25 protein-coding genes and 2 tRNA genes are annotated in these 20,442 nt (G+C 58.6%); 3 read left to right on the top strand and 24 right to left on the bottom strand.

The window, feature by feature from the left end; translation table 11 throughout:
* The 4 genes from K529_RS17425 to K529_RS17410 form a co-directional block, all read right to left on the bottom strand.
* Positions 1 to 1,878, bottom strand: coding sequence for a nitric oxide reductase activation protein NorD (locus K529_RS17425; protein WP_046002790.1), 1,878 nt, complete (start codon positions 1,876 to 1,878; stop codon positions 1 to 3).
* A gap of 4 nt (positions 1,879 to 1,882) precedes the next feature.
* Positions 1,883 to 2,677: a CbbQ/NirQ/NorQ/GpvN family protein gene (locus K529_RS17420; RefSeq protein WP_005620811.1), complete on the bottom strand. Its 795-nt coding sequence runs from the start codon at positions 2,675 to 2,677 to the stop codon at positions 1,883 to 1,885.
* 2 nt (positions 2,678 to 2,679) lie between these two features.
* A complete protein-coding gene (locus K529_RS17415; protein WP_005620809.1) occupies positions 2,680 to 4,023 on the bottom strand; it encodes a cbb3-type cytochrome c oxidase subunit I in 1,344 nt (447 codons plus the stop codon).
* Positions 4,024 to 4,089: 66 nt separating this feature from the next.
* The gene (locus tag K529_RS17410) at positions 4,090 to 4,542 is read right to left on the bottom strand and encodes a c-type cytochrome (protein ID WP_005620807.1); all 453 of its coding nucleotides are present in this window, start codon (positions 4,540 to 4,542) and stop codon (positions 4,090 to 4,092) included.
* A 125-nt stretch (positions 4,543 to 4,667) separates the two neighbouring features.
* On the opposite strand from K529_RS17410, the gene K529_RS17405 reads away from it, so the two are divergent.
* Positions 4,668 to 4,922, top strand: coding sequence for a DUF1858 domain-containing protein (locus K529_RS17405; protein WP_005620806.1), 255 nt, complete (start codon positions 4,668 to 4,670; stop codon positions 4,920 to 4,922).
* An 11-nt stretch (positions 4,923 to 4,933) separates the two neighbouring features.
* Here K529_RS17405 and K529_RS17400 read toward each other — a convergent pair whose 3' ends face one another.
* Both K529_RS17400 and K529_RS24080 read right to left on the bottom strand, forming a co-directional pair.
* Positions 4,934 to 5,629: a Crp/Fnr family transcriptional regulator gene (locus K529_RS17400; RefSeq protein ID WP_005620803.1), complete on the bottom strand. Its 696-nt coding sequence runs from the start codon at positions 5,627 to 5,629 to the stop codon at positions 4,934 to 4,936.
* 163 nt (positions 5,630 to 5,792) lie between these two features.
* Positions 5,793 to 5,999, bottom strand: coding sequence for a 5-formyltetrahydrofolate cyclo-ligase (locus K529_RS24080; protein ID WP_080929635.1), 207 nt, complete (start codon positions 5,997 to 5,999; stop codon positions 5,793 to 5,795).
* 272 nt (positions 6,000 to 6,271) lie between these two features.
* On the opposite strand from K529_RS24080, the gene hemN reads away from it, so the two are divergent.
* The gene (gene hemN, locus K529_RS17395; RefSeq protein ID WP_005620796.1) at positions 6,272 to 7,627 is read left to right on the top strand and encodes an oxygen-independent coproporphyrinogen III oxidase; all 1,356 of its coding nucleotides are present in this window, start codon (positions 6,272 to 6,274) and stop codon (positions 7,625 to 7,627) included.
* Here the strand turns inward: hemN and K529_RS17390 are convergent.
* The 18 genes from K529_RS17390 to K529_RS23725 all read right to left on the bottom strand — a co-directional run bounded on the left by K529_RS17390 (position 7,615) and on the right by K529_RS23725 (position 20,149).
* Positions 7,615 to 8,481, bottom strand: coding sequence for a formylglycine-generating enzyme family protein (locus tag K529_RS17390; RefSeq protein ID WP_005620795.1), 867 nt, complete (start codon positions 8,479 to 8,481; stop codon positions 7,615 to 7,617). The two genes, hemN and K529_RS17390, sit on opposite strands and share 13 nt — an antisense overlap.
* Positions 8,482 to 8,553: 72 nt before the next feature.
* The gene (nirK, locus tag K529_RS17385) at positions 8,554 to 9,702 is read right to left on the bottom strand and encodes a copper-containing nitrite reductase (RefSeq protein ID WP_005620794.1); all 1,149 of its coding nucleotides are present in this window, start codon (positions 9,700 to 9,702) and stop codon (positions 8,554 to 8,556) included.
* Between the two features lie 731 nt (positions 9,703 to 10,433).
* On the bottom strand, positions 10,434 to 10,541 hold the full coding sequence (locus K529_RS23615; protein ID WP_131665015.1) for a helix-turn-helix domain-containing protein: 108 nt from the start codon (positions 10,539 to 10,541) through the stop codon (positions 10,434 to 10,436).
* Positions 10,542 to 10,768: 227 nt separating this feature from the next.
* A tRNA-Phe gene (locus K529_RS17375) sits at positions 10,769 to 10,843 on the bottom strand.
* 81 nt (positions 10,844 to 10,924) lie between these two features.
* Entirely contained in the window at positions 10,925 to 11,107 is a 183-nt protein-coding gene (locus K529_RS17370; protein ID WP_005620791.1) for a DNA gyrase inhibitor YacG, read from the bottom strand.
* Complete coding sequence (locus K529_RS17365; protein ID WP_005620790.1) at positions 11,104 to 12,126, bottom strand: ribonuclease E/G; 1,023 nt, start codon at positions 12,124 to 12,126, stop codon at positions 11,104 to 11,106. Before K529_RS17365 ends, K529_RS17370 begins: the two co-directional genes overlap by 4 nt.
* Positions 12,123 to 12,704, bottom strand: coding sequence for a Maf family protein (locus K529_RS17360; RefSeq protein WP_005620787.1), 582 nt, complete (start codon positions 12,702 to 12,704; stop codon positions 12,123 to 12,125). Before K529_RS17360 ends, K529_RS17365 begins: the two co-directional genes overlap by 4 nt.
* Positions 12,705 to 12,836: 132 nt before the next feature.
* Positions 12,837 to 13,055 carry a translation initiation factor IF-1 gene (gene infA, locus K529_RS17355; RefSeq protein WP_005620785.1) on the bottom strand — a complete coding sequence of 73 codons (219 nt, stop codon included), beginning with the start codon at positions 13,053 to 13,055 and terminating at the stop codon, positions 12,837 to 12,839.
* Positions 13,056 to 13,139: 84 nt separating this feature from the next.
* Positions 13,140 to 14,018, bottom strand: a complete 879-nt coding sequence (locus K529_RS17350; RefSeq protein WP_005620779.1) for a carbon-nitrogen hydrolase family protein — start codon at positions 14,016 to 14,018, stop codon at positions 13,140 to 13,142.
* Between the two features lie 106 nt (positions 14,019 to 14,124).
* Positions 14,125 to 14,712: a GNAT family N-acetyltransferase gene (locus tag K529_RS17345; protein ID WP_005620778.1), complete on the bottom strand. Its 588-nt coding sequence runs from the start codon at positions 14,710 to 14,712 to the stop codon at positions 14,125 to 14,127.
* On the bottom strand, positions 14,712 to 15,107 hold the full coding sequence (locus K529_RS17340) for a ketosteroid isomerase-related protein (protein ID WP_005620772.1): 396 nt from the start codon (positions 15,105 to 15,107) through the stop codon (positions 14,712 to 14,714). Before K529_RS17340 ends, K529_RS17345 begins: the two co-directional genes overlap by 1 nt.
* On the bottom strand, positions 15,108 to 15,563 hold the full coding sequence (locus K529_RS17335; protein ID WP_040642297.1) for an arsenate-mycothiol transferase ArsC: 456 nt from the start codon (positions 15,561 to 15,563) through the stop codon (positions 15,108 to 15,110).
* 3 nt (positions 15,564 to 15,566) lie between these two features.
* Positions 15,567 to 16,046 carry a UPF0262 family protein gene (locus K529_RS17330; protein ID WP_005620767.1) on the bottom strand — a complete coding sequence of 160 codons (480 nt, stop codon included), beginning with the start codon at positions 16,044 to 16,046 and terminating at the stop codon, positions 15,567 to 15,569.
* Positions 16,047 to 16,325: 279 nt separating this feature from the next.
* The gene (hisD, locus tag K529_RS17325) at positions 16,326 to 17,630 is read right to left on the bottom strand and encodes a histidinol dehydrogenase (RefSeq protein ID WP_046002789.1); all 1,305 of its coding nucleotides are present in this window, start codon (positions 17,628 to 17,630) and stop codon (positions 16,326 to 16,328) included.
* A 73-nt stretch (positions 17,631 to 17,703) separates the two neighbouring features.
* Positions 17,704 to 18,216, bottom strand: a complete 513-nt coding sequence (locus K529_RS17320; protein WP_005626383.1) for a GNAT family N-acetyltransferase — start codon at positions 18,214 to 18,216, stop codon at positions 17,704 to 17,706.
* 24 nt (positions 18,217 to 18,240) lie between these two features.
* On the bottom strand, positions 18,241 to 18,717 hold the full coding sequence (locus K529_RS17315; protein ID WP_005626385.1) for a DUF2948 family protein: 477 nt from the start codon (positions 18,715 to 18,717) through the stop codon (positions 18,241 to 18,243).
* Positions 18,717 to 19,988 (bottom strand): UDP-N-acetylglucosamine 1-carboxyvinyltransferase, encoded by a 1,272-nt coding sequence (gene murA / locus K529_RS17310; protein ID WP_005626389.1) that lies wholly within the window; start codon positions 19,986 to 19,988, stop codon positions 18,717 to 18,719. Before murA ends, K529_RS17315 begins: the two co-directional genes overlap by 1 nt.
* 5 nt (positions 19,989 to 19,993) lie before the next feature.
* Entirely contained in the window at positions 19,994 to 20,149 is a 156-nt protein-coding gene (locus K529_RS23725; protein ID WP_005626392.1) for a hypothetical protein, read from the bottom strand.
* A gap of 83 nt (positions 20,150 to 20,232) precedes the next feature.
* Between K529_RS23725 and K529_RS17305 the strand changes: the two genes are divergently transcribed.
* Positions 20,233 to 20,307: transfer RNA gene (locus K529_RS17305), tRNA-Thr, on the top strand.
* Positions 20,308 to 20,442: the final 135 nt, after the last annotated feature.

Raw genomic sequence — 20,442 nt, 5'->3', positions numbered from 1 at the left:
TCAGTGCTCCATCGTGAGGGATTGATAGATCTCGGGCAGGGCGCGGGGCAATCTGTCCGGGTCCGGCAGCAGGGTAAAACCGGCGCGGCCAAAGATGCGCGCAAACCAGTCCTGCCCGTCGGCGTCGATCACCACCGCATGCACTGCATGCCCGAGCGCGCGGGCCTCGCGCACTGCCATGCGGCTGTCTTCGATGCCATGCACGCCTTCGTAGTGATCAAGATCGTTGGGCTTGCCATCAGTCAAAACAAGAAGCAGGCGGCGGGCGCTGCCTTCTTGGGTCAGTTGGGCCGAGGCGTGACGGATCGCGGCACCCAACCGTGTGTAGTGACCGGGGGTGAAGCTGCCGATCCGGGCGGTGATATTCGCATCCATCGGTTCATCAAAGCGTTTGGCGCGAGTCAGAAAGACCCGGTCCCGGCGCAGTGAGGAAAACCCCCAGATGCCAAGGCGGTCGCCGGCGGTTGCAATTCCAGCAGCCAGCGCGGCGAGTGCCTCGCGCGCGGTCTCAATCACCGGGCGTTGGCCCACGGTTGCTTCGGTTGAGCGGGAACAATCAATGAGAACCGCGACGCTGAGATCCCGCGCCATGGGGCGGTTGGCCTGCCACACACGGTCGCTGCCTTGTTGCCCAATGCGCAGGTCGATTTGGGATTGCACAGCCGCGTCCAGATCCAACTCTTCACCGTCCAGTTGCCGGGGCAACATCACACGTTTCGGCATCAGCGGCGCAAACTGGCGCTGCACTCGTGCCACCAAACGCGGGTCCGGGCTGAAATCGGTGGCAGGATCGGCGTCCACCTCCAGTACGCGCGTATGATCTGGCATGTGGCGCGCCAGGCGGTGGTTCCACTCCGGATAGGTATAACGCGCTGCCAAGCGTTCGTGTTCGGCATCCTGCGGCGACAGATCGAGCGATATCCGCAGGCGCGAGGCTGCGCGTTTCATCTGCTGGGACAGGGATATATTGTCTTGATCCTCCGCCGCTTTTTGTGCGTTCTCGGTATCGTCGTCATCCACCATCCGGTTGATGTTCAGGCTTTCGGCCCAAGAGAGGATCGACTCGAACCGGTGAACGATGAAACTGTCCTTGCGACCGGCCTGTTCGCGTTCTTCGCGAAGACCGGTCTTGCGGGTGGCCATCTCCACACTGGCGGTGCCCAACTGGTTACTATCGGCGGCAGGCGGGCGGCCCTTGTGCGCTGCGGGCAGGCGCAACCAGATTGGAAGCGGTTGAAAGCGGCGGTATCCGCGTGGTGCGGCACAGTCGCAGTGCTCGACAACGGCGCAGGGCAATCCAAGCTGGTCAAGGATCATCCGTTCGATGCGGGCCTCAAACCGGGGCAGGTTGTTGCGCTGTCGTGTGGCCGCGATATGCGCGCAGAGCGCACCATAGGCGCTGCGCAATCCGGGGCAGGAGGCAAAGGCCCGATCCGCTGCTTGTGCGTTGGCGGCAATCTCGCCCTGATCTGCCTGATAAGGATCACCAACTGCGCTGGGCAGGTCAATATGAGCGGCCATGGCCGCGAGCCACAGATAGGCCTGTCGGTTGAGAGTTGGGGTCGGGAACGCCGCCATCACCGGTGGCAGGCGCAGCCGCTCACCATCAAAGCTGGCGACATAGCCGATCTCACGCGGGGTGCCGAGACGGCGCAGCAGCGCTGTCCGGTGCTCTAGCGCGACGGCTGGTGCCTCAAGAATCTCCACGCCGCTGTCGCCACCCAGCGCACGAAACAGGGTGGCAATGCTGCTGCGCACATCATTGTAGCGCACTGCTGCCTCTGCATCGGGGCGTTCAGCCCCGATGCGCGTGGCCATATTGTGCCACAGGTTGCCCACGGTCTCTTCGGGTTCAAGAAGATCAAGCGCGTGCATCATGATGTCACCCGTAGACAGATGCAGTGAGGTCGCGCAGCGCCTGACAGATGTCTGCCTCGTCACTGAGGGGGGCAATGATTGCCACCTCCAGCGCGCGATCCACGCTCATGCCATTTGCAATCAGCGTGGCTGCGTAGATCAACAGCCGGGTCGAGACCCCTTCTTCGAGATCCATACCCGAGAGGTTTCGGATATGCCCCGCCAGTCGTACCAGAGCCGCTGCGCGATCATGATCCAGGCCGCTTTCCTCGGCGACCACTGCGGTTTCAATTTTGGTATCCGGGAAATCAAAGCCAATGGACAGAAAGCGTTGCCGTGTCGAAGGTTTGAGCTTTTTCAGGATGTTCTGGTAGCCGGGGTTGAAGCTTGCCACCAGCATGAAGGATTTGGGAGCGACCAGCTCTTCGCCGGTGCGGTCGATCACCAATCGGCGACGGTCATCGGTTAGCGGATGCAGCACCACGGCCACATCCTTGCGGGCCTCGACCACCTCATCGAGATAGCAAATCCCCCCTTCGCGCACCGCGCGGGTCAGCGGCCCGTCGACCCAGACTGTTTCGCCACCTTTGAGCAGATACCGCCCGATCAGATCGGCTGCTGAGAGATCATCGTGACAGGCAACGGTGTAGAGGGGCAGCCCGAGTCGGGCTGCCATATGTTCCACAAAGCGGGTCTTGCCGCAGCCGGTCGGGCCTTTCAGCAACATGGGCAATTGGTTCGCCTGTGCCATTTCAAAGACCGAAACCTCGTCATGTGCCGCCTGATAGAACGGGACTTTCGGGGTGTTGATTGCGTTCATGATCACTCTCCCGGAGTTGTGACTGGGCCGGGCGCGATGAGTTCACGCCGCACGACCAATTGGCTGTAGATGAACAGGAGTGCCCCAAGGACCACCGCAACACCTGCGCCGAACCGCATCATGTAGAAGAGGCCAAGCTGGTCCTGCACTTCCATGTAATAGTCGCCGACAATGCGCTGCATGTGGGTCTGGATTGTGCCCGCAAACGTCAGCACGAAGGTCATGAAACACATGCCGCCGGTCATCAGCCAAAAGGACGCCATGTTGAGCACCTGGTTATAGGGCGCGCGGCCCCGGAGTTGCGGCATCGCATAGGTGAACATTGCAAGGTTCATCGCAACATAGGCCCCATAGAAGGCGAGGTGACCGTGGGCTGCGGTAATCTGGGTGCCATGGGTGTAGAAGTTGACCCCATGCAGCGTGTGCAGAAAGCCCCAGACGCCTGCGCCGAAGAACGCGACGGTCGAGGCCCCAAGCGACCATAGGAGGGCTGCTTTGTTGGGGTGGTTCTTGCGACCTTTCCAGACCATGACAAAGGCGAAGCTCATCATCGCGAAGAAGGGGATCACTTCGAAGACCGAGAAGATCGACCCAATCCACTGCCAGTATCCCGGTGTCCCGATCCAGAAGAAATGGTGACCGGTGCCCAGAATGCCCGAGAACAATGCAGTCGCGACAATGACATAGAGCCATTTTTCAACGACCTCACGGTCGACGCCGGTCATCTTCAGCATCAGGTAGCCAAGGATTGCCGCCATCACCAGTTCCCATGTGGCCTCGACCCAGAGGTGCACGACGAACCACCAGTACATTTTATCAAGCGACAGGTTGTCGGGGTTGATGAAGGCGAAGACCCACAGCAGGCACAGGAGCCATAGCCCCATCAGCAGGATATTGGTGATCGCGGTTTTACGTCCGGCCAAGACGGTGAGCGAGATGTTCACGAGAAAGATTACCGCCGCAACGAGGATGCCGAATTTCACCCAAAGCGGCTGTTCGAGGAACTCGCGCCCGCCATGGATGCCCACGAGATAGGACACCACGGCACCAAGAGTGCCGACGACCAGGATCGCAAGCTGTATATAGGCCAGTTTGGTCGAAAACAGCTCTCGTTCGCTTTCTTCGGGCACCAGATAATAAGCGGCGCCAAAGAAGCCGAGTAACAGCCAGACAATCAGCGCGTTTGTATGCAGCATGCGTATGATGTTGAACGGCAGAAGCTCGCTCAGCGTATTGGGTGATATGTAGATCCAGCCAGCGAGCAGTCCGCCCACTACCTGGATCGCAAACAAGGCCATCGCCACGAGGAAATAGGCGTAGGCCACTTTTTGTGATTGATATTTCATGATTTTCTCCTTGCGCCTGCGCTGATCAGAACGTGATGAACTGATCGCGTGCTGCGCGCCTCTCCCTCAGCCTGCGTCGTTGGGTGGCCAGTTCTGGGTGTCGGTCTGGTCGGCCCATCTCAGGAACTCTGCGAGGGCGCGGGTTTCTTCTTCCGTGAGGTCGAAGAACGGCATCTGACGGCGTCCATCGATGCCCGAGGGCTGAGCCTGCATCCATCCATTGAGGATCTCAAATGCGCTTTCGGGGTCATCAAGGACGCCCCAGCGCGTCATCACATTGCCCACCTCAGGTGCGAAATACGCACCCTCGCCATGCAGGGTGTGGCAGTTGATGCAGGAGGCACGTTCCCAGACGTGTTTGCCGAGGCGCACCTCGTCGGTCAGCGGCATTCCGGCGGTGGAGGTTTCGACGATATAGCGGTGGCTATGCACGGTCATGGCCACGAACACGACAACGAAGAACAAGGAGCCTCCGTAAAACACGTTCCTGGCCCGCGATTTGGTAAGTATCTCTGACATGTCGCGGTCCTGAGTACAGTTGCGGATACCCAACCCTTAGTGGCCGACGTGTGTCAGATGTTGCGCAAGCGCAAAGTTCGGATCTGTTCGTGAATGCAGAATGTATGAATAGGAGGATCTGACCGATGGCCAAACACGACCCGGATGACCCGGATCTGCCGCTTGCAGATTTATTCGCACATTGGCCGGAGATGGTGGCGGTGTTTCTCGCCTACAGAATGCTCTGTCCGGGCTGTCCTATCGCCCCGTTTCACACTGTGATCGACGCGTGTGAGGAATACGGGCTGCGGGAACAGGCATTCCGTGCGATGCTGCGTGATCCAGACAAGGTGCGACCGCCGCAGCGGCGACCGGGGGCGCGATGCGCTTCCGGCTCGTGACCATCAGAGGTTTAGCTCTCCGGCGTACTCAACAGCATCAGCCGGTGCGGGTCTGTAATCACGATGTGTTTGCGGCGTGAGGCAACAATCCCGTCGCGCTCCCATGCCGAGAGCAGGCGGCTCACGGTATGCAAGGTGGTTCCGGTCATCTCCGAGATGTTGAGCCGCGTGATGGGGAAGGCGATCTCGATCCCTTGGTCCGTTTTGCGTCCCGACTGGTTCACGAGACGCAGCAGCGCTGTTGCAATTCTCTGCTCGACCGCTTGCGTGGCCAGTTCGGTAATCCGGCTTTGCATTTCGCCGAGCCGCTCGCCGAGGGTCTTGTAGCTTTCGGTCGCAAACCCCTGATACCGAGCAGTGAAATCTGCCCAGAGGCGGACCGGCCACGAAAGGGCGATGGATTCGACCACAGAGATTGCGGTGGCAGGATAAGTGTCCCGACTGAGGGCGGGAGCAATGCCGAACAACTGCCCCGGAGAGATATGCAATGCGATGATTTGCTCGCCGGTTGGCGTGACTTTGACGACGCGGATGTAGCCGTCGAGCAGCAGATAGAACCGCTCTGCGTCATGGCCTTCGTGAAAGACTTCGGTGCCGGCCTCGACTCGCTTCGGTGTGGCCTGATCCAGAATTTTGCGAATTTCTCCGCGCTGCAGGCGACTGAACGGGGGTAAACCCGCGAGCAGGCTTTCATCGAGCTGTTTCAAAGCGGCCTCATGCTGGCGTCAGTCATGTGTTGTTGCGCAGCGACCTATCAGAAAATCACGGTTTGGACATCTGAGAAAATTCCAAAACCGGCGTGCTCGACTTTCCTGCATCACTCAGCCTTGGGTCAGCCCTTGCTCGGTTACGGTCATGTCGAGCCTTATGTCATACGGCTGGGGGGCGGACTGTTGCGATACGGGATTGCAGCAGCCCAATCCCGATTGCGGTGGGTGCCGGGGTTAGGTTTGCGAGTGCGCGATCAAAGTAGCCGCCACCCTGGCCGAGCCGATAGCCATCCGCGCTCCTGCCTGCGCAAGGGGCCAATAGAATGTTGGGCGTTCGTTCGGGTGCGTCTGTGGGCGGCACCGGGATGTGCCAATCACCGCCATCATGCGCGTTTCAGGTGTTCAGCGCCGAAAGACCAGTGGCGCTTGTGTTTTTTTACCGCCGGCAAAACGATCTCGGTGCCTGCATCGTGCAATTCTTTCATCAATGGAGCAATCTCCGGCTCGCCCTAGATTGGCCAATAGCCGGAGATTGCCCGAGCGCGCGCGCCTTGCATCTGCTGTGATTTTTTCGAGAATTGAACCGGCATATTGAGCCCACGCAAAGTCTCGCCCTGCGTTTGGGCGCATGGTCGCCGCATGACACAGATTGACCGCCTTCGAGCCCATGGCCTTTTTGAGGCACGGGTGCCCCGCTACACCTCATACCCAACCGCGCCTGTTTTTGCGCCTAAGATCGGCAGCATAGAGCAGACCGAAGCCCTGAGAGTGCTTGATCCCCGTGATCCCGTATCTGTTTATCTGCACATCCCGTTTTGCGAGCGCTTGTGCTGGTTTTGCGCCTGCCGCACACAGGGGACAAAGACGCTCAGCCCGGTTGAAAGCTACATCACGACGCTGGAACAAGAGCTGGCGCTACTAAAGCATATCTTGCCTGCGGGCCTGCGCATGGGACGGATGCATTGGGGCGGTGGGACACCCACAATCTTGCCACCAGAGCTGATTCACCGGCTGGCTCGGGCGGTTAAGGCGGTGATTCCGCCGACTGGGGATTGGGAGTTCTCCGTGGAAATCGACCCGACCATGGTGGATCGCCAGAAGATCTCGGCACTTGCAAAGGAAGGGATGAACCGGGCCTCGCTCGGGATTCAAGACTTTGATCCCAAAGTGCAAAACGCGATTGGTCGCCTGCAGCCGTTTGATGTCACCCAGCAATGTGTGGAGGATCTGCGCGCGGCTGGCATTCAGTCGCTCAATGCCGATCTGGTCTATGGTCTGCCACATCAGGACATCACTCGACTGAATGATACCGTTTCAAAGGTGCTGGATCTTGCACCGGATCGGATTGCGCTTTTTGGGTATGCGCATGTGCCATGGATGTCCAAACGACAGCGGTTGATCGATGAGACGGCCTTGCCCAAAGAGGTGGAGCGTTTTCATCTTGCCGAATACGCTGCAACGCGGTTCAGGGATGCTGGCTACCGCAGCATCGGGATTGATCATTTCTCCAAGCCTGATGACGGGTTGGCCCGCGCCATGGAGACAAGGCGGCTGCGGCGGAATTTTCAAGGATATGTGGATGATAGCTGCTCCACCCTAATTGGGTTGGGCGCGTCTTCGGTGTCGCGACTTCCCACCGGCTATATCCAGAATGCATCCGCCACTGCGGCCTATGTCCAGCGTATCAAAGCGGGAGAGCTAGCCGGAGCACGGGGCCACATACTGAGCCGCGCAGACCTGTTGCGCGCCCGCGCCATCGAGATGATCATGTGTGATTTCCAGTTGGATTTCGCGGAACTGTTCAGAGAATTCGGCGCTCTTACGGAAGCGTTGCGACCAGAAACCGCCCTCGTGATTGATCGTTTCGACGGCATGGTTCAGATCCGGCCCGATGGGTTTGAGATACTGCCGGAGGGCCGGGCGCTGACGCGGATCATCGCCAGCTGTTTTGATGCCTATGCACCGATGAACGGGCGTTACAGTCAGGCGTCCTGACCCGGGCGCATCCTTTGCCACAAAGACCGCCACCAAGGTTCGGGAGCCTCAGCGTGTTCCCGAACCAGTCGAAATCCCAGATGATCTGGAGGTAATCCCACGGCACAGCCGCCGACGCTGGCGTCGCGAACAAAATCGACGATTGCCGCGCGGTGGATGCCGCCTGCAATGCGAACCCAACAATAGGGTTCGCTCTCTCGAACGGTGCCGTCCGGGTGCAATGAGCCACTTTGCATACAACCATCGGTCCATTCCCAGACATTGCCGGATATATCTGCAATACCATGCGAGTTGAGGCCAAATCCGCCCGCTGGACGCAACGCAGGACTGGCGGTTCCACGCAGCAAAGTTCCTGCCGCGTATTGGGCCAGCATACGTCGTCCGGGGTCCATCTCTCGGGTGTCAGGGGCCGCGTCCCCATAGCGTTCGCCTGCGGCCAGCTGCCATTCCATGTCGCTGGGCAGGCGCCAGTTCTCGCCGGTTTTGCGGGAGTACCAAGTTGCGTAGGCGTGGGCGTCTTTCCAGTTTACATGGGTTTGCGGATAATCGCCGCCCATTGTTGGCACCGGGGGGCAAGCGCCAGCGGCGACACAGGCTGCGTATTCGCGGCGACTGACCTGATATTTCATGATGGAAAATCCCGCGACTTCAATCTCGTAGGGGTGTGGTGAGCGCGATTTTCCATTCTCGACAAAATTGCCAAACGGACGATAGCTGATGCGCCCACTTGGGACCTCAATGAGGTCTACTTCTGGTGATAGGCTGGGGGAGGGCGCGCGGGTCACAACTATGGCACCCAGTGCAACCAAAACCACAAGGCTTGTGGCAACGACACTCTTGAGTGATGGTTTCATTGGTGATCTCCCAAGCGCTTCAAAGCCGGCCGGTCGTGCCGGCCGACCGTGTTCTTTGATAAAACCTGCGGGTTATGGGAGTGCGGTCTTGCCTTCATAGGCTGCGTCATAGGCTGTTGGCGCTTCGACCTGCTCCATCAGATCGTTGTTCCAATCGCCGTCCACCACGACATGCGCGGTTGCGCCTAGGTTTACCGCCTCGATCAGGTTGTGGTTCACATAGGCGTAGACGCCCGGCTGCAAAAACTCGTAAAGCGCTGCCCCAGCCGACCCGCCGCGGATGAACCAGGTTTCAAGGTCGCGCTCCGGTGGGTTGTTGAATTTCCCGGTTTCCCAGACCAGATCCCCATGCCCGCCGATCAAATGCGGGCGAGAGTCGCGATTGGCTTGCGAGTGTACGAACAGAACCTTCTCGCCTTGTGATGCGTGCAATGCATTGTCACCAGTCAACGCGCCGACTTTACCGTTGAACACCACGTGGCTCGGGATGAGGCCATTCATGACTTCAAGCGTGTCGGGATAGCTCTCGCCGACATCTTCAAAGCGTTTGTATTCTCCGTTTTCATCCTTCGGGATGTAGAAGTCATTCTCGCCGATGTAGAACACGCGATCATAGCTGACGGGGGTGCCATTGTGATCCTTTAGACCATCGCGGGGCAGCACCATGATCGCGCCCGACATCCCACTGACGACGTGCCATGGGATCATGGGGCCACCCGGCGCACAGTGATAGACAAAGGTGCCCGGACGTGTTGCCTTGAACCGCAATGTTGTCTTCTCACCGGGATTGACCAGCGTCAGAGAACCACCGCCAAGGGCACCGGTTGCTGAGTGGAAGTCAATGTTATGCTGCATGAGATTTTCAGGAGAATTGTAGAGCGTAAGCTCGACATAATCACCTTCATGTACGACCATCAGAGGTCCTGGTACTGACCCGTTGAAGGTCATGGCCTGTAGGTAGGCACCGCTATCGACTTCGATCTCCTTTTCAACGATCTGCATCTCGAATTCGATAATTTGCGGCTCTGTCGAAGCCACCTGCTCGTGCTCGTGAACCATCGGAGGGCGCACTAATTTACGTTTCACCCGCTTGAGCTTAGACAGATCAGCTGGTGGGACCATGGATGTGTCCATGATCTCCTCTGCTTGAGCAGTTTTGTGAAGTACGGGTATCGCTGCAATCCCTGCGGCCCCAATAAGCGCGGCGCGTCTGGTAAGCATGTCCTTATCTCCTTTCCATGCATGTATGATTAGCTTGAAAGGTATGCGGAGATTTGGATGTGAACGTTGATCAGGGACAACCTTCGATAAGGATATCGCCTGATGGACTGCTATGGTCAGGACATCAGTAACGGGTCGACTCCAGCTAAGGCGTTTCGCGCAAAAAGACAGATACCGCTGTAGCAAGAAGCGGCTCTTTCCCGCGCCTGCTCCTAATCGTCACGCCAACCTGTAATGAGGTCCTTCGGGCATACGCGATATGCCGCCTCCGTGAGCGCCGTTCATTACCTGAATGTGGGCTCTCGCCGTGATCTTGGGAGTGAAATCCAGCATGGATGGTATTTTCGAGAGAAGGGCGGGGGCGCTTCAAATGAAGCGCCTCACCAGTATCGCACCAACACTGCGCTGCTCTGCCGCATGCACCCAGCGGAAAGTCAGTCACTCTCGCACGTCATCATCCAATGCTGCTTCTCGCTTTCTCACCAAAATCCGTGCAGCCCTATATTCGGGAGACCCAGGAACCAGAGCATGGAAGAAATATTTGAGCAGGAGCTCCTTCTCATCATCCGAGGTCCGATCTTCCTCCTTAAGTGAGTCTAGAACTTGCAGCCGGGCCCCATCAGTCATTTTCCCGTAGTGTGTATCCGTGACGACGACGCTCTCGTGTCCGAGGTTCAAGGACCATGCTTTGCGTTGCTCGGCACGGGTGCAGAGTTTGTCGCCCAGCGCCTTTAGCCTTTGCGACGCCAGCGGTAGATTGTATCGACCGAGACGTTGAAGCGTGTGGCGACATCTTCAACTGGGAGGTAGCGATTTTGTTCGTGAGGTAGGGTGGTCATTCTGGCTCCATGACGCAGATAGGTGTTCGAATGATTCTCTATACGTGCGGAGGAGCTGGTTGTGCCGTAGGAAATATCAGTATTTTTGAGACTGACCAATAAGACGCCTGTAGCTCACCAAAGTGAGCAGAGATGGTTTATAGCTCATATGTAGCTCAGGGCTACACATGCCGATTAAGCCACGTCTCAATCTCACAGCTAAGCATTTGTTCTCTTTGGAGATTTTGTGGTGCCCGGGGGCGGAATCGAACCACCGACACGAGGATTTTCAATCCACTGCTCTACCCCTGAGCTACCCGGGCACGGGAAGGCGTCTCGCCTTGGGTGAGGGCCTTCTATGCGCTGTGTGCGGCAGTGTCCAGAGGCTTTTTTAAAGAAAATCACTAATGTTCGGTCGGGGACTGCGACTCTTGCTGTTCTAGTGCATTTTCAAGATCTTCCTGATCCTCACTCGGGACCGAATAGCCACCGTTCAGCCATTTTGCGAGGTCCAGGTCGGCGCAGCGTTTGCTGCAGAAGGGGCGGTAGCTCTGTAGGGTGGGTTCGCCACAAATCGGGCAGCTCATGACAGAATCTCCGACAGGGGCAGGCGTGCGCGTTTTCGTTGTAGCTCGAAATGTCCGAGGGTGGTCCAACCCACGAGCGTGGTTTCTTCGGGGTCAGATTTGAAGGCCGCACGCAGAGCGCTTTCAAAAGCACGGCGATCTTTCTTTGGCATGGGTGCGGCGTCAATGACGATCTGGCCACCGAGGCCGAGACAGCGCAGTGCGCGGGGCAAGGCACGCGCACAGGCCATGTTGGCCTTAACACCTGCGGCAAGCGAGGTGTCGCTACCGGTGTTCACATCTACGGCTATCAGTGCGCGAGTGGGCTCCACGTAAAGAAAAGCGCCCGCCCCGATGGGAATTTTGCCAGTGCGGACGGTGTCGAGCGCGTCCAGAACACCGCAGCGCTCAAAACCGCCGGGGTCTTGTTCGATTTGTGCCGGATCGGTCCATTCGCGCCAAGCCTGCAGATGGGGCGCGTCGCCCTCATGCAGAACTTCGGATGTCTCAGACGGATCCTCAAGCACCTGGCGGGCGGTGGCGACCATTGTGGCGATATCCTCGGCAATGTCCTCCGGATCGGCACCAGCGCAGACCGAGCGCAGGATCAACCCAAAATCCACGCCATCCATTTCCGCATGTGCAATTTCAAGGAGACGGTCGCGTTCGTCTTCATCGCGAATTGCGCGGGAGATATTCAGCCCTGGCGCATCCGGAGTCACGATTGCATAGCGGCTCTTGAACAGCAGCTTCTGCGTGACGGGCAGGGCTTTGCCGGGTTCAGCATAGCCTGTGACCTGAACCAACAGCATCTGTCCGGGCGCGAGACCTTTCACCTGACGCAAGAAGGCAGGACCATCAGGCGTGCTGAGGAACATGCCCCCCTGGCCTTTTACGGGGCGGTCGGCGCGGGCGCGATAGATGGTGCCGGGCAGGGGCGCATCGCCTGCGATCAGAAAATCGTCGAGTGTTCCATCGATCATCAGGGCCGCGGCTTCACGCCCGTTGATGTGATCGAGAATGATCTGAGTGCCCTTCATGGTGTTTTGTCCTTGTAGAGGGGATATCCTGCCGTTTGCAGCAGGGTGGCGGTCTCGGCCAATGGCAGGCCCACGATGGCGGTGAAAGAACCACTGATCCACGGGATCAAAGCACCCGCGGGGCCCTGAATGGCGTAGCCGCCTGCCTTGCCGTCCCAATCGCCTGTCGCGAGGTAGCCGTTAAGCTCTTCGTCCGAGAGGCGCTTCATTTTGACTTGGCTCACGACGTCACGCTGCCATAGTTTATCGTTTCGGCGCAGCGCCACGGAGGTAATGACGCGGTGGCGGCGACCAGACAGGGCGAGCAGGAATTCTGCGGCCTCGCCTGCGTCGCGGGGCTTGCCCATAATGCGCCGCCCAAGCGCCACCGTGGTATCAGCGCATAGCACCAGATCGTCGGGCGCTGCAGTCACGGCCTGTACTTTCTCACGGGTTACACGCGCGCAATAATCGCGGGGCAGTTCCCCTTTGAGTGGGGTCTCATCAATATCCGGCGGGCGGATATCATCGGGGGTTACGCCCAGTTGTGCCAATAGTTCCAACCGACGCGGGCTACCCGAGCCAAGAATAAACCCCATGCCTGAACTCCTGCTGTTGTGCCGCCCTGTTCTAGGCCTGCAGGCAGCGGCAGAAAACCATGAAACCGAAAGCGGCGGCAAAACAAAAGCCCGGCACCGGGCCGGGCTCTTACCATCTCAAACGAATCGCACTTACTTGAAGCGGTAGTTGATCCGTCCTTTGGTGAGGTCGTAAGGTGTCATTTCCACCTGGACCCGGTCGCCTGCGAGGACACGGATGCGGTTCTTACGCATCTTTCCTGCCGTATGTGCTATGATTTCATGGCCGTTTTCCAGCTCGACCCGAAACGTCGCGTTTGGCAGGAGTTCCTTCACGACACCGGGAAATTCGAGCGTATCTTCCTTGGCCATGTTGTCTCCATAGTTGTGTTTTCCCGAATATCGACGGGACGTGCGCTTAAATGGGCCTATTTGCCCCATTTTTCAAGAGCGCTTTTATAGCAGTTTATGGTTAACAACATCTTTGACCCGCGTTTCCTGCTCATCCCAGTGGCTGCGGTTGCGGACAACACCGGCACGGCGCACGTGGTGAACCGCCTGAAGATCCACCTCGCCATAGGTCCAGCCTGGCTGATTGAGCGTGCCTTCTGCGATCACGCCGGTGCCGGGAAACCCCGTATCTGGTGGGCCAAAGATACCGCCCATGCCGCAGCCTTCGTCGACGGCCTCTGACCATGCGGCAGAGCCGACCACCGACGCCATCACGGTAATGCATTGCTGTTCCAGCGCACGCGCCATGGCACCAATGCGAACCCGCCAGTACCCGGCCAGGGCTTCGGTGCAGGATGGAACAAGGATCATATCTGCCTCAGACAATGCGCGTGCCAGCAGCGGGTATTCGCTGTCATAACAGATCAGCACTGCAATCTTGCCAAGCGCTGTGTCGAACATCTTGAGCGGGCCGCCCGGCGCGATATCCCATGGGGCGCGCTCGAACATCGTCATGATCTGTTTATCCTGATGATCGCGCTGGCCTGTGGGCGTATAGAACTCCGCTCGGTTTACAGGGCGCGCGAAGCCTGCATGCACGGGGGCAGAGGCTCCGAGGATGTGTACGTTGTGTTCCGCTGCCAGCTTCAGATGAAGCGCGGCGGCCTCTTCCATCTTGTCGGAAACGGATTGAATGGAGGCTTCGAGGTTGCCTGCGATCTCAGCGCCATCCAGCGTGGCGAGTTCCATTGCCCCATATTCTGGAAACACCAGCAAATCCGCACCGTTGCCTGCCGCGTCCGAGACCCATTTCGACAGTTTGTCCTCGTAGTGATTCCAACTCTCAAGCCAGTCGAGCGGATATGCGGCGGTTGCGATCTTCATAGGGAGCTCCATTAAAGGTCTTGCCATATGGCTAGCCGATTATGCGACCGTCGAACAGTGTGTGCCGTGCTGTCACGACCAAGGGACGTCGGGGTCGAGGAGAGTTTTAGAGATCCCGGAGCCAGAACTGCAAGGTCTTGGTGGTTTCCTTGGGCTGGTCTATGTCCTTCCAAGCGAATTCTGCAACAACCCCCGGCAGTGGCCGATAGCCACGTTTGCGCCAAAACGGATCAAGCGGGGTATATCCCGTAGGGTGAAGCGGATGCTCTTTGGGGCGTATCACGCTGCAGAATGCTGACTTGGCGAAACCGAGAGCACGCGCGTGAGCCTCTCGGGCATCGAAAAAACCGTGTCCTGCGCCTTGGCCGCGATAAGCAGGCAAAAGCACCGATTCCGCGCAGTAAAAAATATCCGCCATGTCGAGCGTGCTTTGGGCGAAGGCTGCGGCGAAGTCATCCGCGTGATCGGCCAGAGGGGTGCCAGTCGCCGCTCCCACCAAACGATCTGCATCGAATGCGCCGACAACGACCGCGCCTGCGCTGTCGCGATAGCTCTGTAAATAATCACGTTCATAAGCGAGATCGCCATCATAGAGATAGGGCCAGGCGCGAAACACCTCGATCCGCAGGCGCGCCACATCGTCCAGCGCGGCTGCAAGTGCCGCGCCGGTCAGGGTCTCAATCCGCAGGGTCATCAGGCTGAGACCTGTTTGATCCAGTCAGAGAGGTTGTAATAGGTGGTGACGCGGGTGATGAGGCCGTCGCGCAGGTTAAAAAATGATCCCGCGGGCAGCTTGTAGGTTTGCTGATGTGCTTCCGGCAGGCCCTCGTCGGTCTGCAAGTAGGTGCCATTTACGGTGTATTCCGCCGCCGCCCGTGTCGCATCCGTGTTGGCAAGGATCACCATATCGGTCAGCTCTTCACGGTAGCAGCGGCTCATATGGGCGCAGAAGTCTGCGAATTTCTCTTTGCCGACGCGGATATTCCCCTCGTTGACGTGATGGGCCACATCATCTGCGAGGCAGGCAAGCATGCCATCGGTGTCACCGGCGTTGAAGGCGTTGAAATAGCGCGCGATTGTGTCGTTCATTTATGTCTCCGTCGTGTTTCCCCAGCGCGCAATCAGCCGCTCGAGGATCTGGTCTCGGGTTTGTCTGTAGCTTTCTAGCTTTGCTTGCCGCGACTCGCCGAGCCCAGTTGGGTCCATAATTGGCCAATATTCGACATCGAGGTGAAAAAAACGGGTGAGTTCCAGCGCGCGGCGCTGGCTCGCCGGAGAAAGCGCAATCACCAGATCATATGAGGAAATATCGTCGCCCCATTGCTCCATCTCGTCAAAGGAGCGGGAGCGATGCCGGGACAGCTCCACGTCAATCTCCTGACAGACGGAGATGCAAAACCCGTCGATCTCAAGATCGTTCTTGACCCCGGCGGATTGCACATAAGTGCCGGTTCCATAGAGTTTTTTCATGATCCCCTCGGCCATTGGGGATCGGACCGCGTTGTGGTCACAGCAGAACAAAATGGACTGCGGCAGCTCCGTCACGCATCAGCCTCCGAAGTGCAAAACGCAGATCAGGGTGAACAGGCGACGGGCGGTATCCGTATCCACCTCCGCCTTGCCTTCAAGGCGTTCTTGCAGGACGCGGCTGCCTTCGTTGTGAATGCCCCGGCGTGCCATATCGATGGTCTCGATCTGGCTCGGCGGCAGGGTTTTGACTGCGGTGAAGTAGCTTTCGCAGATCTGGTAGTAGTCCTTGACCACCTGCCGAAAGGGCGACAGCGACAGGTGAAACTCCGCCGCCTTGTCGCCGCCTTCAGTCTCGATATCAAAGACCAGACGCTTTTCGCGGATCGACAACGCGAGGTGATAAGGCCCCTCGGGCGTGTCGCGCTCATCACGTTTGGGCAGTACAAAGCTATTGTCTTCGATCAGATCGAAAATTGCGACTTTGCGTTCCTGCTCAATTTCCGGCGTTGGCGGCGGCAGGTTGCGATCGTCTAGTTCAATTTGGCTGATCCGGCTCATGGCTCTGGTCCCAGTACTGTCTCCCCTCATGACCTAGCGGATCGCTTCCTCTCGCACAATCGGGCGTGTTGACTGACCCTGCGCAATCATTGCGCAAGTGTCACGTCATCGCTGCGTTAAATCTGTGAGAGTTGAGAGAAAAGCGAGTTGTCGCGCCTTGGCGTCAATACTCTATTAACCGTGACGGCACTTTCATCATTCTGTGTCCGAAGCGTCAAGTTTCGGCCTGCAACAGGTTCAGTCAGTGGGAGGGCAGCCCCACTGGCTGAACCTTCGCATTCAGGTGTTTAATGCGTCCAGCCGTGCCAAGACCGACAACCCATGTGCCTCAAGGCTTTCGCTTTTGGCAAGCGTTGCTGCGGCAGGGCCGATTGCGCGCAGTGCCTCTGGTGTCATCTGGCTGAGCGTGGTGCGCTTGATGAAATCCATCACCGAGAGGCCGGAGGAAAACCTGGCGGAACGGGCGGTGGGCAAGACGTGGTTGGGGCCGCCGACATAGTCGCCGATAGCCTCTGGAGTATACTGCCCCATGAAGATCGCACCGGCATGGATGGTTTTCTCGCCCAGCGATTGCGGATCGGCGACGCACAGTTCCAGATGCTCCGGTGCAATCCGGTTAGAAAGCGCGGCCGCCTCATCCAGATCCCGCACCACGATGACGGCACCAAAATCGCGCCAGCTCACACCCGCGATGGCGCGCCGCTCCAGCGTTTCCAGCCGTTTATCCACCGCAGCCGCGACGGCCTTGCCGAAGTCTGCATCATCCGTGATCAGAATGGATTGTGCGCTCTCGTCATGCTCCGCCTGGCTCAGGAGGTCGAGCGCGATCCAGTCGGGGTTGTTGTCCTTGTCGGCAATCACAAGGATTTCCGAAGGCCCCGCAATCATATCGATGCCCACTTTGCCAAACACACGCCGCTTGGCCGCCGCGACAAAGGCATTGCCGGGGCCGGTGATCTTGTCGACAGGCGCGATGGTGTCGGTGCCATAGGCCAACGCGGCCACGGCCTGCGCGCCCCCCACGCGGTAGATTTCGTCCACGCCAGAAATGCGGCAGGCCAACAGAACCAGCGGATTGATCTGCCCGTCCGGGGTCGGCACGGTCACCGCGAGACGCTCGACACCTGCAACCTTGGCCGGAATGGCGTTCATCAACACGGACGACGGGTAGCTTGCCAGACCGCCGGGCACATAGAGCCCCGCCGCAGACACCGCCGACCAGCGCCAGCCCAGCGTTGCACCGCTCGCATCGGTCCAGGTCTTGTTTTCGGGCATCTGCTCGGCATGATAGGCGCGAATGCGGTCGGCCGCGAGTTCGAGTGCGCTGCGCTCTGCGTCTGATACAGTTGCGATGGCCGCATCGACCTCGGCTGCCGAGATCCGCAGCGCGTTTGCGTCCTTGAGGGCGAGCCGGTCGAACTTTTCCGTCAACTCCAGCAGCGCGGCATCCCCCCGGTGGCGCACGTCAGCAATGATATCTGCAACAATTGCGTCCACATCCGGGCTGTCCTCACGCTTTGCGCCCAGCAGCGCGGTGAAGGACTGGTCGAAGTCGGCATCGGAAGAGGTCAGAAATACGGGCATTACGGCACTCCTTTGTGCGGAGCCTTACCCTGCCTGTGCGTCTGCCTCAAGTTTGATTGGCAGCAGGTTGAATTCAGTCAACAGCGGCGCGCGCCATTTGCGCAATCCGTTCGGGGTGAATGGCCGCATCCAACATTCGGATCATGAGAAGATCGTGGCGTGCTTCGCCGTCAAGTATCACCGATCGCGGGCGCATCCCAAAAGGCACAAAACCGCAAGCGCGATAGAGCCTGATCGCTGCTGTATTTTCTTGATCTACGCACAACTCCATTTGTTTGAGGCCCAGCGATTGCGCGTGTTGAATGACTGCGGACATGAGTGCGCGCGCAATGCCCTTACCTTGATGTTCCGGGGGGACATAGAGCGGGCCGAGATCACAAGTGTGGCGCAATCGCTCGGACCCACCCGGGCGTATCTTTGCAAATCCCGCAAGTTCCGTTCCGATAAAGGCTCCCCAGTACTGCCCCGCCTCGCATCCGGTTGCCAATGCGGCATCAGAGGTTGCGCGCTCCTGCGGGTGTGAGCAGGAACGCGCTTGGGAAGCGCTCAAGCCCATCCAGCCACAGGCGGCGAAGGGCGACGACATCCCCCTTCGAGAGTGCGCGTGGTGTCATGTATCGTGCTGTGGCATGTGCTTGGACGGTGCGCGGTAGGGGCGTGTCACGTCTTTGAGTGTGACTTCAAGTGCCTCCACGGAGAGCCGGATTGCTCCGTCCCCGGCGAGCGTCAGCAACAGATGCCCGGCACCATCTTCGCCCGGCTCATAGGTGACCGACAGCACCGACAGGATCATATCCTTATCGGTGCGATCAATCCCCTGAGAGGCCACGTTCAGGACGTTTTCTGCAACCAGCACAGATTGTACCCGCTCATAGGCACGCCCGCGACGCTCGGCTGCGACGCGGTCTTCCCAGCGAAACCGGTTCAATAGAATGGCGAAGCGGCGCGCAGAGGCGCGCCAGCTCATTTCCGTCACAGGAAACACGGCATCCTGAACAAGCGAGGAGATGACCTCCAGATCCTCAGCCTCATAGGCGCCGAGGTTCAGGGGGCGTTCGCGGCCGTCTTCAAAGCTGGCATCGGACATTAGTCTTCCTTGATGCGTTCAATCTTGGCGCCCACCGCAGAGAGCTTGCGCACCACATGTTCATAACCGCGATCCAGGTGATAGACCCGGCTGACGCGCGTCTCACCTTCTGCCGCCAGCCCTGCAAGGATCAGCGACACAGAGGCGCGCAGATCCGTCGCCATCACGGGCGCACCCTTCAGGCGTTCAACACCGGTGACCTTGGCGGTGCCGCCATGGACATCGATCTGTGCCCCCATCCGCATCAGCTCCGGGGCGTGCATAAAGCGGTTCTCAAAGATCTTTTCTTCCAGCACCGATTCACCTTCGGCGGTGCACATCAGCGCCATCATTTGCGCTTGCAGGTCGGTCGGAAAGCCAGGGAAGGGTTCCGTGACCACATCGACGGCTTTGACGCGGCCCGATTTATGGCTCACTTTCAGGCCCGCATCGGTTTCTGAGATGTCCACGCCAGCCTCTTCGAGCTTCGCGCAGAAGGCCTCCAGCAGATTGCGCCGACCGCCCAGCAGTTCCACTTCGCCGCCGCAGATCGCGGGTGCCAGCATATAGGTGCCCAGTTCAATCCGGTCTGTGACCACCGGATGAGTCGCACCATGCAGTCGATCAACGCCCTGAATGGTGATCGTGCTGGTGCCGTGCCCTTCAATCTGAGCGCCCATCTTGATAAGGCACTCGGCCAGATCGATAATTTCAGGCTCACGCGCCGCGTTCTTCAGCACTGTGGTGCCCTTGGCCAATGTTGCTGCCAGCAGCGCATTTTCCGTTGCCCCCACCGAGACAATAGGGAAGTCCACGGTTCCACCGGTAAGACGCCCGCCCGGTGCTTTGGCATGGACGTAGCCGTCGCGTAGATCCAGTTCCGCACCCATCGCTTCCAGCGCTTTGAGGTGCAGATCAACCGGACGTGCACCGATGGCGCAGCCACCCGGCAATGACACCACCGCATGCCCTTCGCGGGCCAGCATGGGGCCGAGCACCAAAATCGATGCCCGCATTTTGCGCACGATGTCATAATGTGCCGTGTGATTGTCGAGCCCATGGCTGGACATGGCCAGCACTTGCCCTTCTTGCAGCGCGGAGACTTCCGCCCCCAACGATTGCAGCAATGAGGTCATGGTGCGAATGTCGCTTAGGCGCGGTGCATTGGTGAGGGTCAGCGGTTCTTCGCTCAACAATGTGGCGGGCATAAGCGTCAGGCACGCGTTTTTGGCCCCGGCAATCGGAATCACTCCGTTTAGCGGGCCGTTGCCAGTTACCAAAATCGAATCCATCTGCTCTATCCTTCAGCGTCGCCCGAGGCGCCGTCTTTTTGTTCGGACCGTGCTTTGGCTTGTGCCTTGCGCCGGGCCATATTCGCCTTGAGCGCCGCTTTTAAGCGGTCCTCGCGAGAGGCCTCGGATCGGTTACCGGTGGGTTTCTTTTTCTCTGCCATAGAGCTTGTCTAACTTAGTCAAAAAAAACCGTCCAGATGCTCTTGCGCTCTCCTGAGAATATGCATAGAAGCCCCCACACGGCGCTGCTGTAGCTCAGAGGTAGAGCACTCCCTTGGTAAGGGAGAGGTCGAGAGTTCAATTCTCTCCAGCAGCACCATAAAATCAGTTGCATGCCAATATACCCAGAAGCTGCTAAAGCTCACTCATCCAGCTCTTTTCAGTTGGTTTGAGTTGATCGCTGGTTGGGTTGTCACTGTATATATTGGTTTCGGCGAACTACTGAACTATCCTT

Source organism: Tritonibacter mobilis F1926 (genome assembly GCF_000376545.2).
GTDB classification, from domain to species: domain Bacteria; phylum Pseudomonadota; class Alphaproteobacteria; order Rhodobacterales; family Rhodobacteraceae; genus Epibacterium; species Epibacterium mobile.
The sequence above is the reverse complement of the archived record's forward strand: the minus strand, read 5'-3'. Positions and strand labels throughout refer to the sequence as shown.

Coding starts and splice junctions, on each gene's coding strand:
- K529_RS17365 (WP_005620790.1), bottom strand. CDS start 12,126: ATGAAGGGCACTCAGATCATTCTCGATCACATCAACGGGCGTGAAGCC.
- K529_RS17350 (WP_005620779.1), bottom strand. CDS start 14,018: ATGAAGATCGCAACCGCCGCATATCCGCTCGACTGGCTTGAGAGTTGG.
- K529_RS17360 (WP_005620787.1), bottom strand. CDS start 12,704: ATGGGGTTTATTCTTGGCTCGGGTAGCCCGCGTCGGTTGGAACTATTG.
- K529_RS17320 (WP_005626383.1), bottom strand. CDS start 18,216: ATGTCGTCGCCCTTCGCCGCCTGTGGCTGGATGGGCTTGAGCGCTTCC.
- hemN (WP_005620796.1), top strand. CDS start 6,272: ATGACACAGATTGACCGCCTTCGAGCCCATGGCCTTTTTGAGGCACGG.
- K529_RS17390 (WP_005620795.1), bottom strand. CDS start 8,481: ATGAAACCATCACTCAAGAGTGTCGTTGCCACAAGCCTTGTGGTTTTG.
- K529_RS17345 (WP_005620778.1), bottom strand. CDS start 14,712: ATGACCCTGCGGATTGAGACCCTGACCGGCGCGGCACTTGCAGCCGCG.
- K529_RS17330 (WP_005620767.1), bottom strand. CDS start 16,046: ATGAGCCGGATCAGCCAAATTGAACTAGACGATCGCAACCTGCCGCCG.
- K529_RS17340 (WP_005620772.1), bottom strand. CDS start 15,107: ATGAACGACACAATCGCGCGCTATTTCAACGCCTTCAACGCCGGTGAC.
- K529_RS17415 (WP_005620809.1), bottom strand. CDS start 4,023: ATGAAATATCAATCACAAAAAGTGGCCTACGCCTATTTCCTCGTGGCG.
- murA (WP_005626389.1), bottom strand. CDS start 19,988: ATGGATTCGATTTTGGTAACTGGCAACGGCCCGCTAAACGGAGTGATT.
- infA (WP_005620785.1), bottom strand. CDS start 13,055: ATGGCCAAGGAAGATACGCTCGAATTTCCCGGTGTCGTGAAGGAACTC.
- K529_RS17315 (WP_005626385.1), bottom strand. CDS start 18,717: ATGTCCGATGCCAGCTTTGAAGACGGCCGCGAACGCCCCCTGAACCTC.
- K529_RS23615 (WP_131665015.1), bottom strand. CDS start 10,541: ATGACCACCCTACCTCACGAACAAAATCGCTACCTCCCAGTTGAAGAT.
- K529_RS17425 (WP_046002790.1), bottom strand. CDS start 1,878: ATGATGCACGCGCTTGATCTTCTTGAACCCGAAGAGACCGTGGGCAAC.
- K529_RS17410 (WP_005620807.1), bottom strand. CDS start 4,542: ATGTCAGAGATACTTACCAAATCGCGGGCCAGGAACGTGTTTTACGGA.
- K529_RS17370 (WP_005620791.1), bottom strand. CDS start 11,107: ATGAGCTGCCCGATTTGTGGCGAACCCACCCTACAGAGCTACCGCCCC.
- hisD (WP_046002789.1), bottom strand. CDS start 17,630: ATGCCCGTATTTCTGACCTCTTCCGATGCCGACTTCGACCAGTCCTTC.
- K529_RS17420 (WP_005620811.1), bottom strand. CDS start 2,677: ATGAACGCAATCAACACCCCGAAAGTCCCGTTCTATCAGGCGGCACAT.
- K529_RS17405 (WP_005620806.1), top strand. CDS start 4,668: ATGGCCAAACACGACCCGGATGACCCGGATCTGCCGCTTGCAGATTTA.
- nirK (WP_005620794.1), bottom strand. CDS start 9,702: ATGCTTACCAGACGCGCCGCGCTTATTGGGGCCGCAGGGATTGCAGCG.
- K529_RS23725 (WP_005626392.1), bottom strand. CDS start 20,149: ATGGCAGAGAAAAAGAAACCCACCGGTAACCGATCCGAGGCCTCTCGC.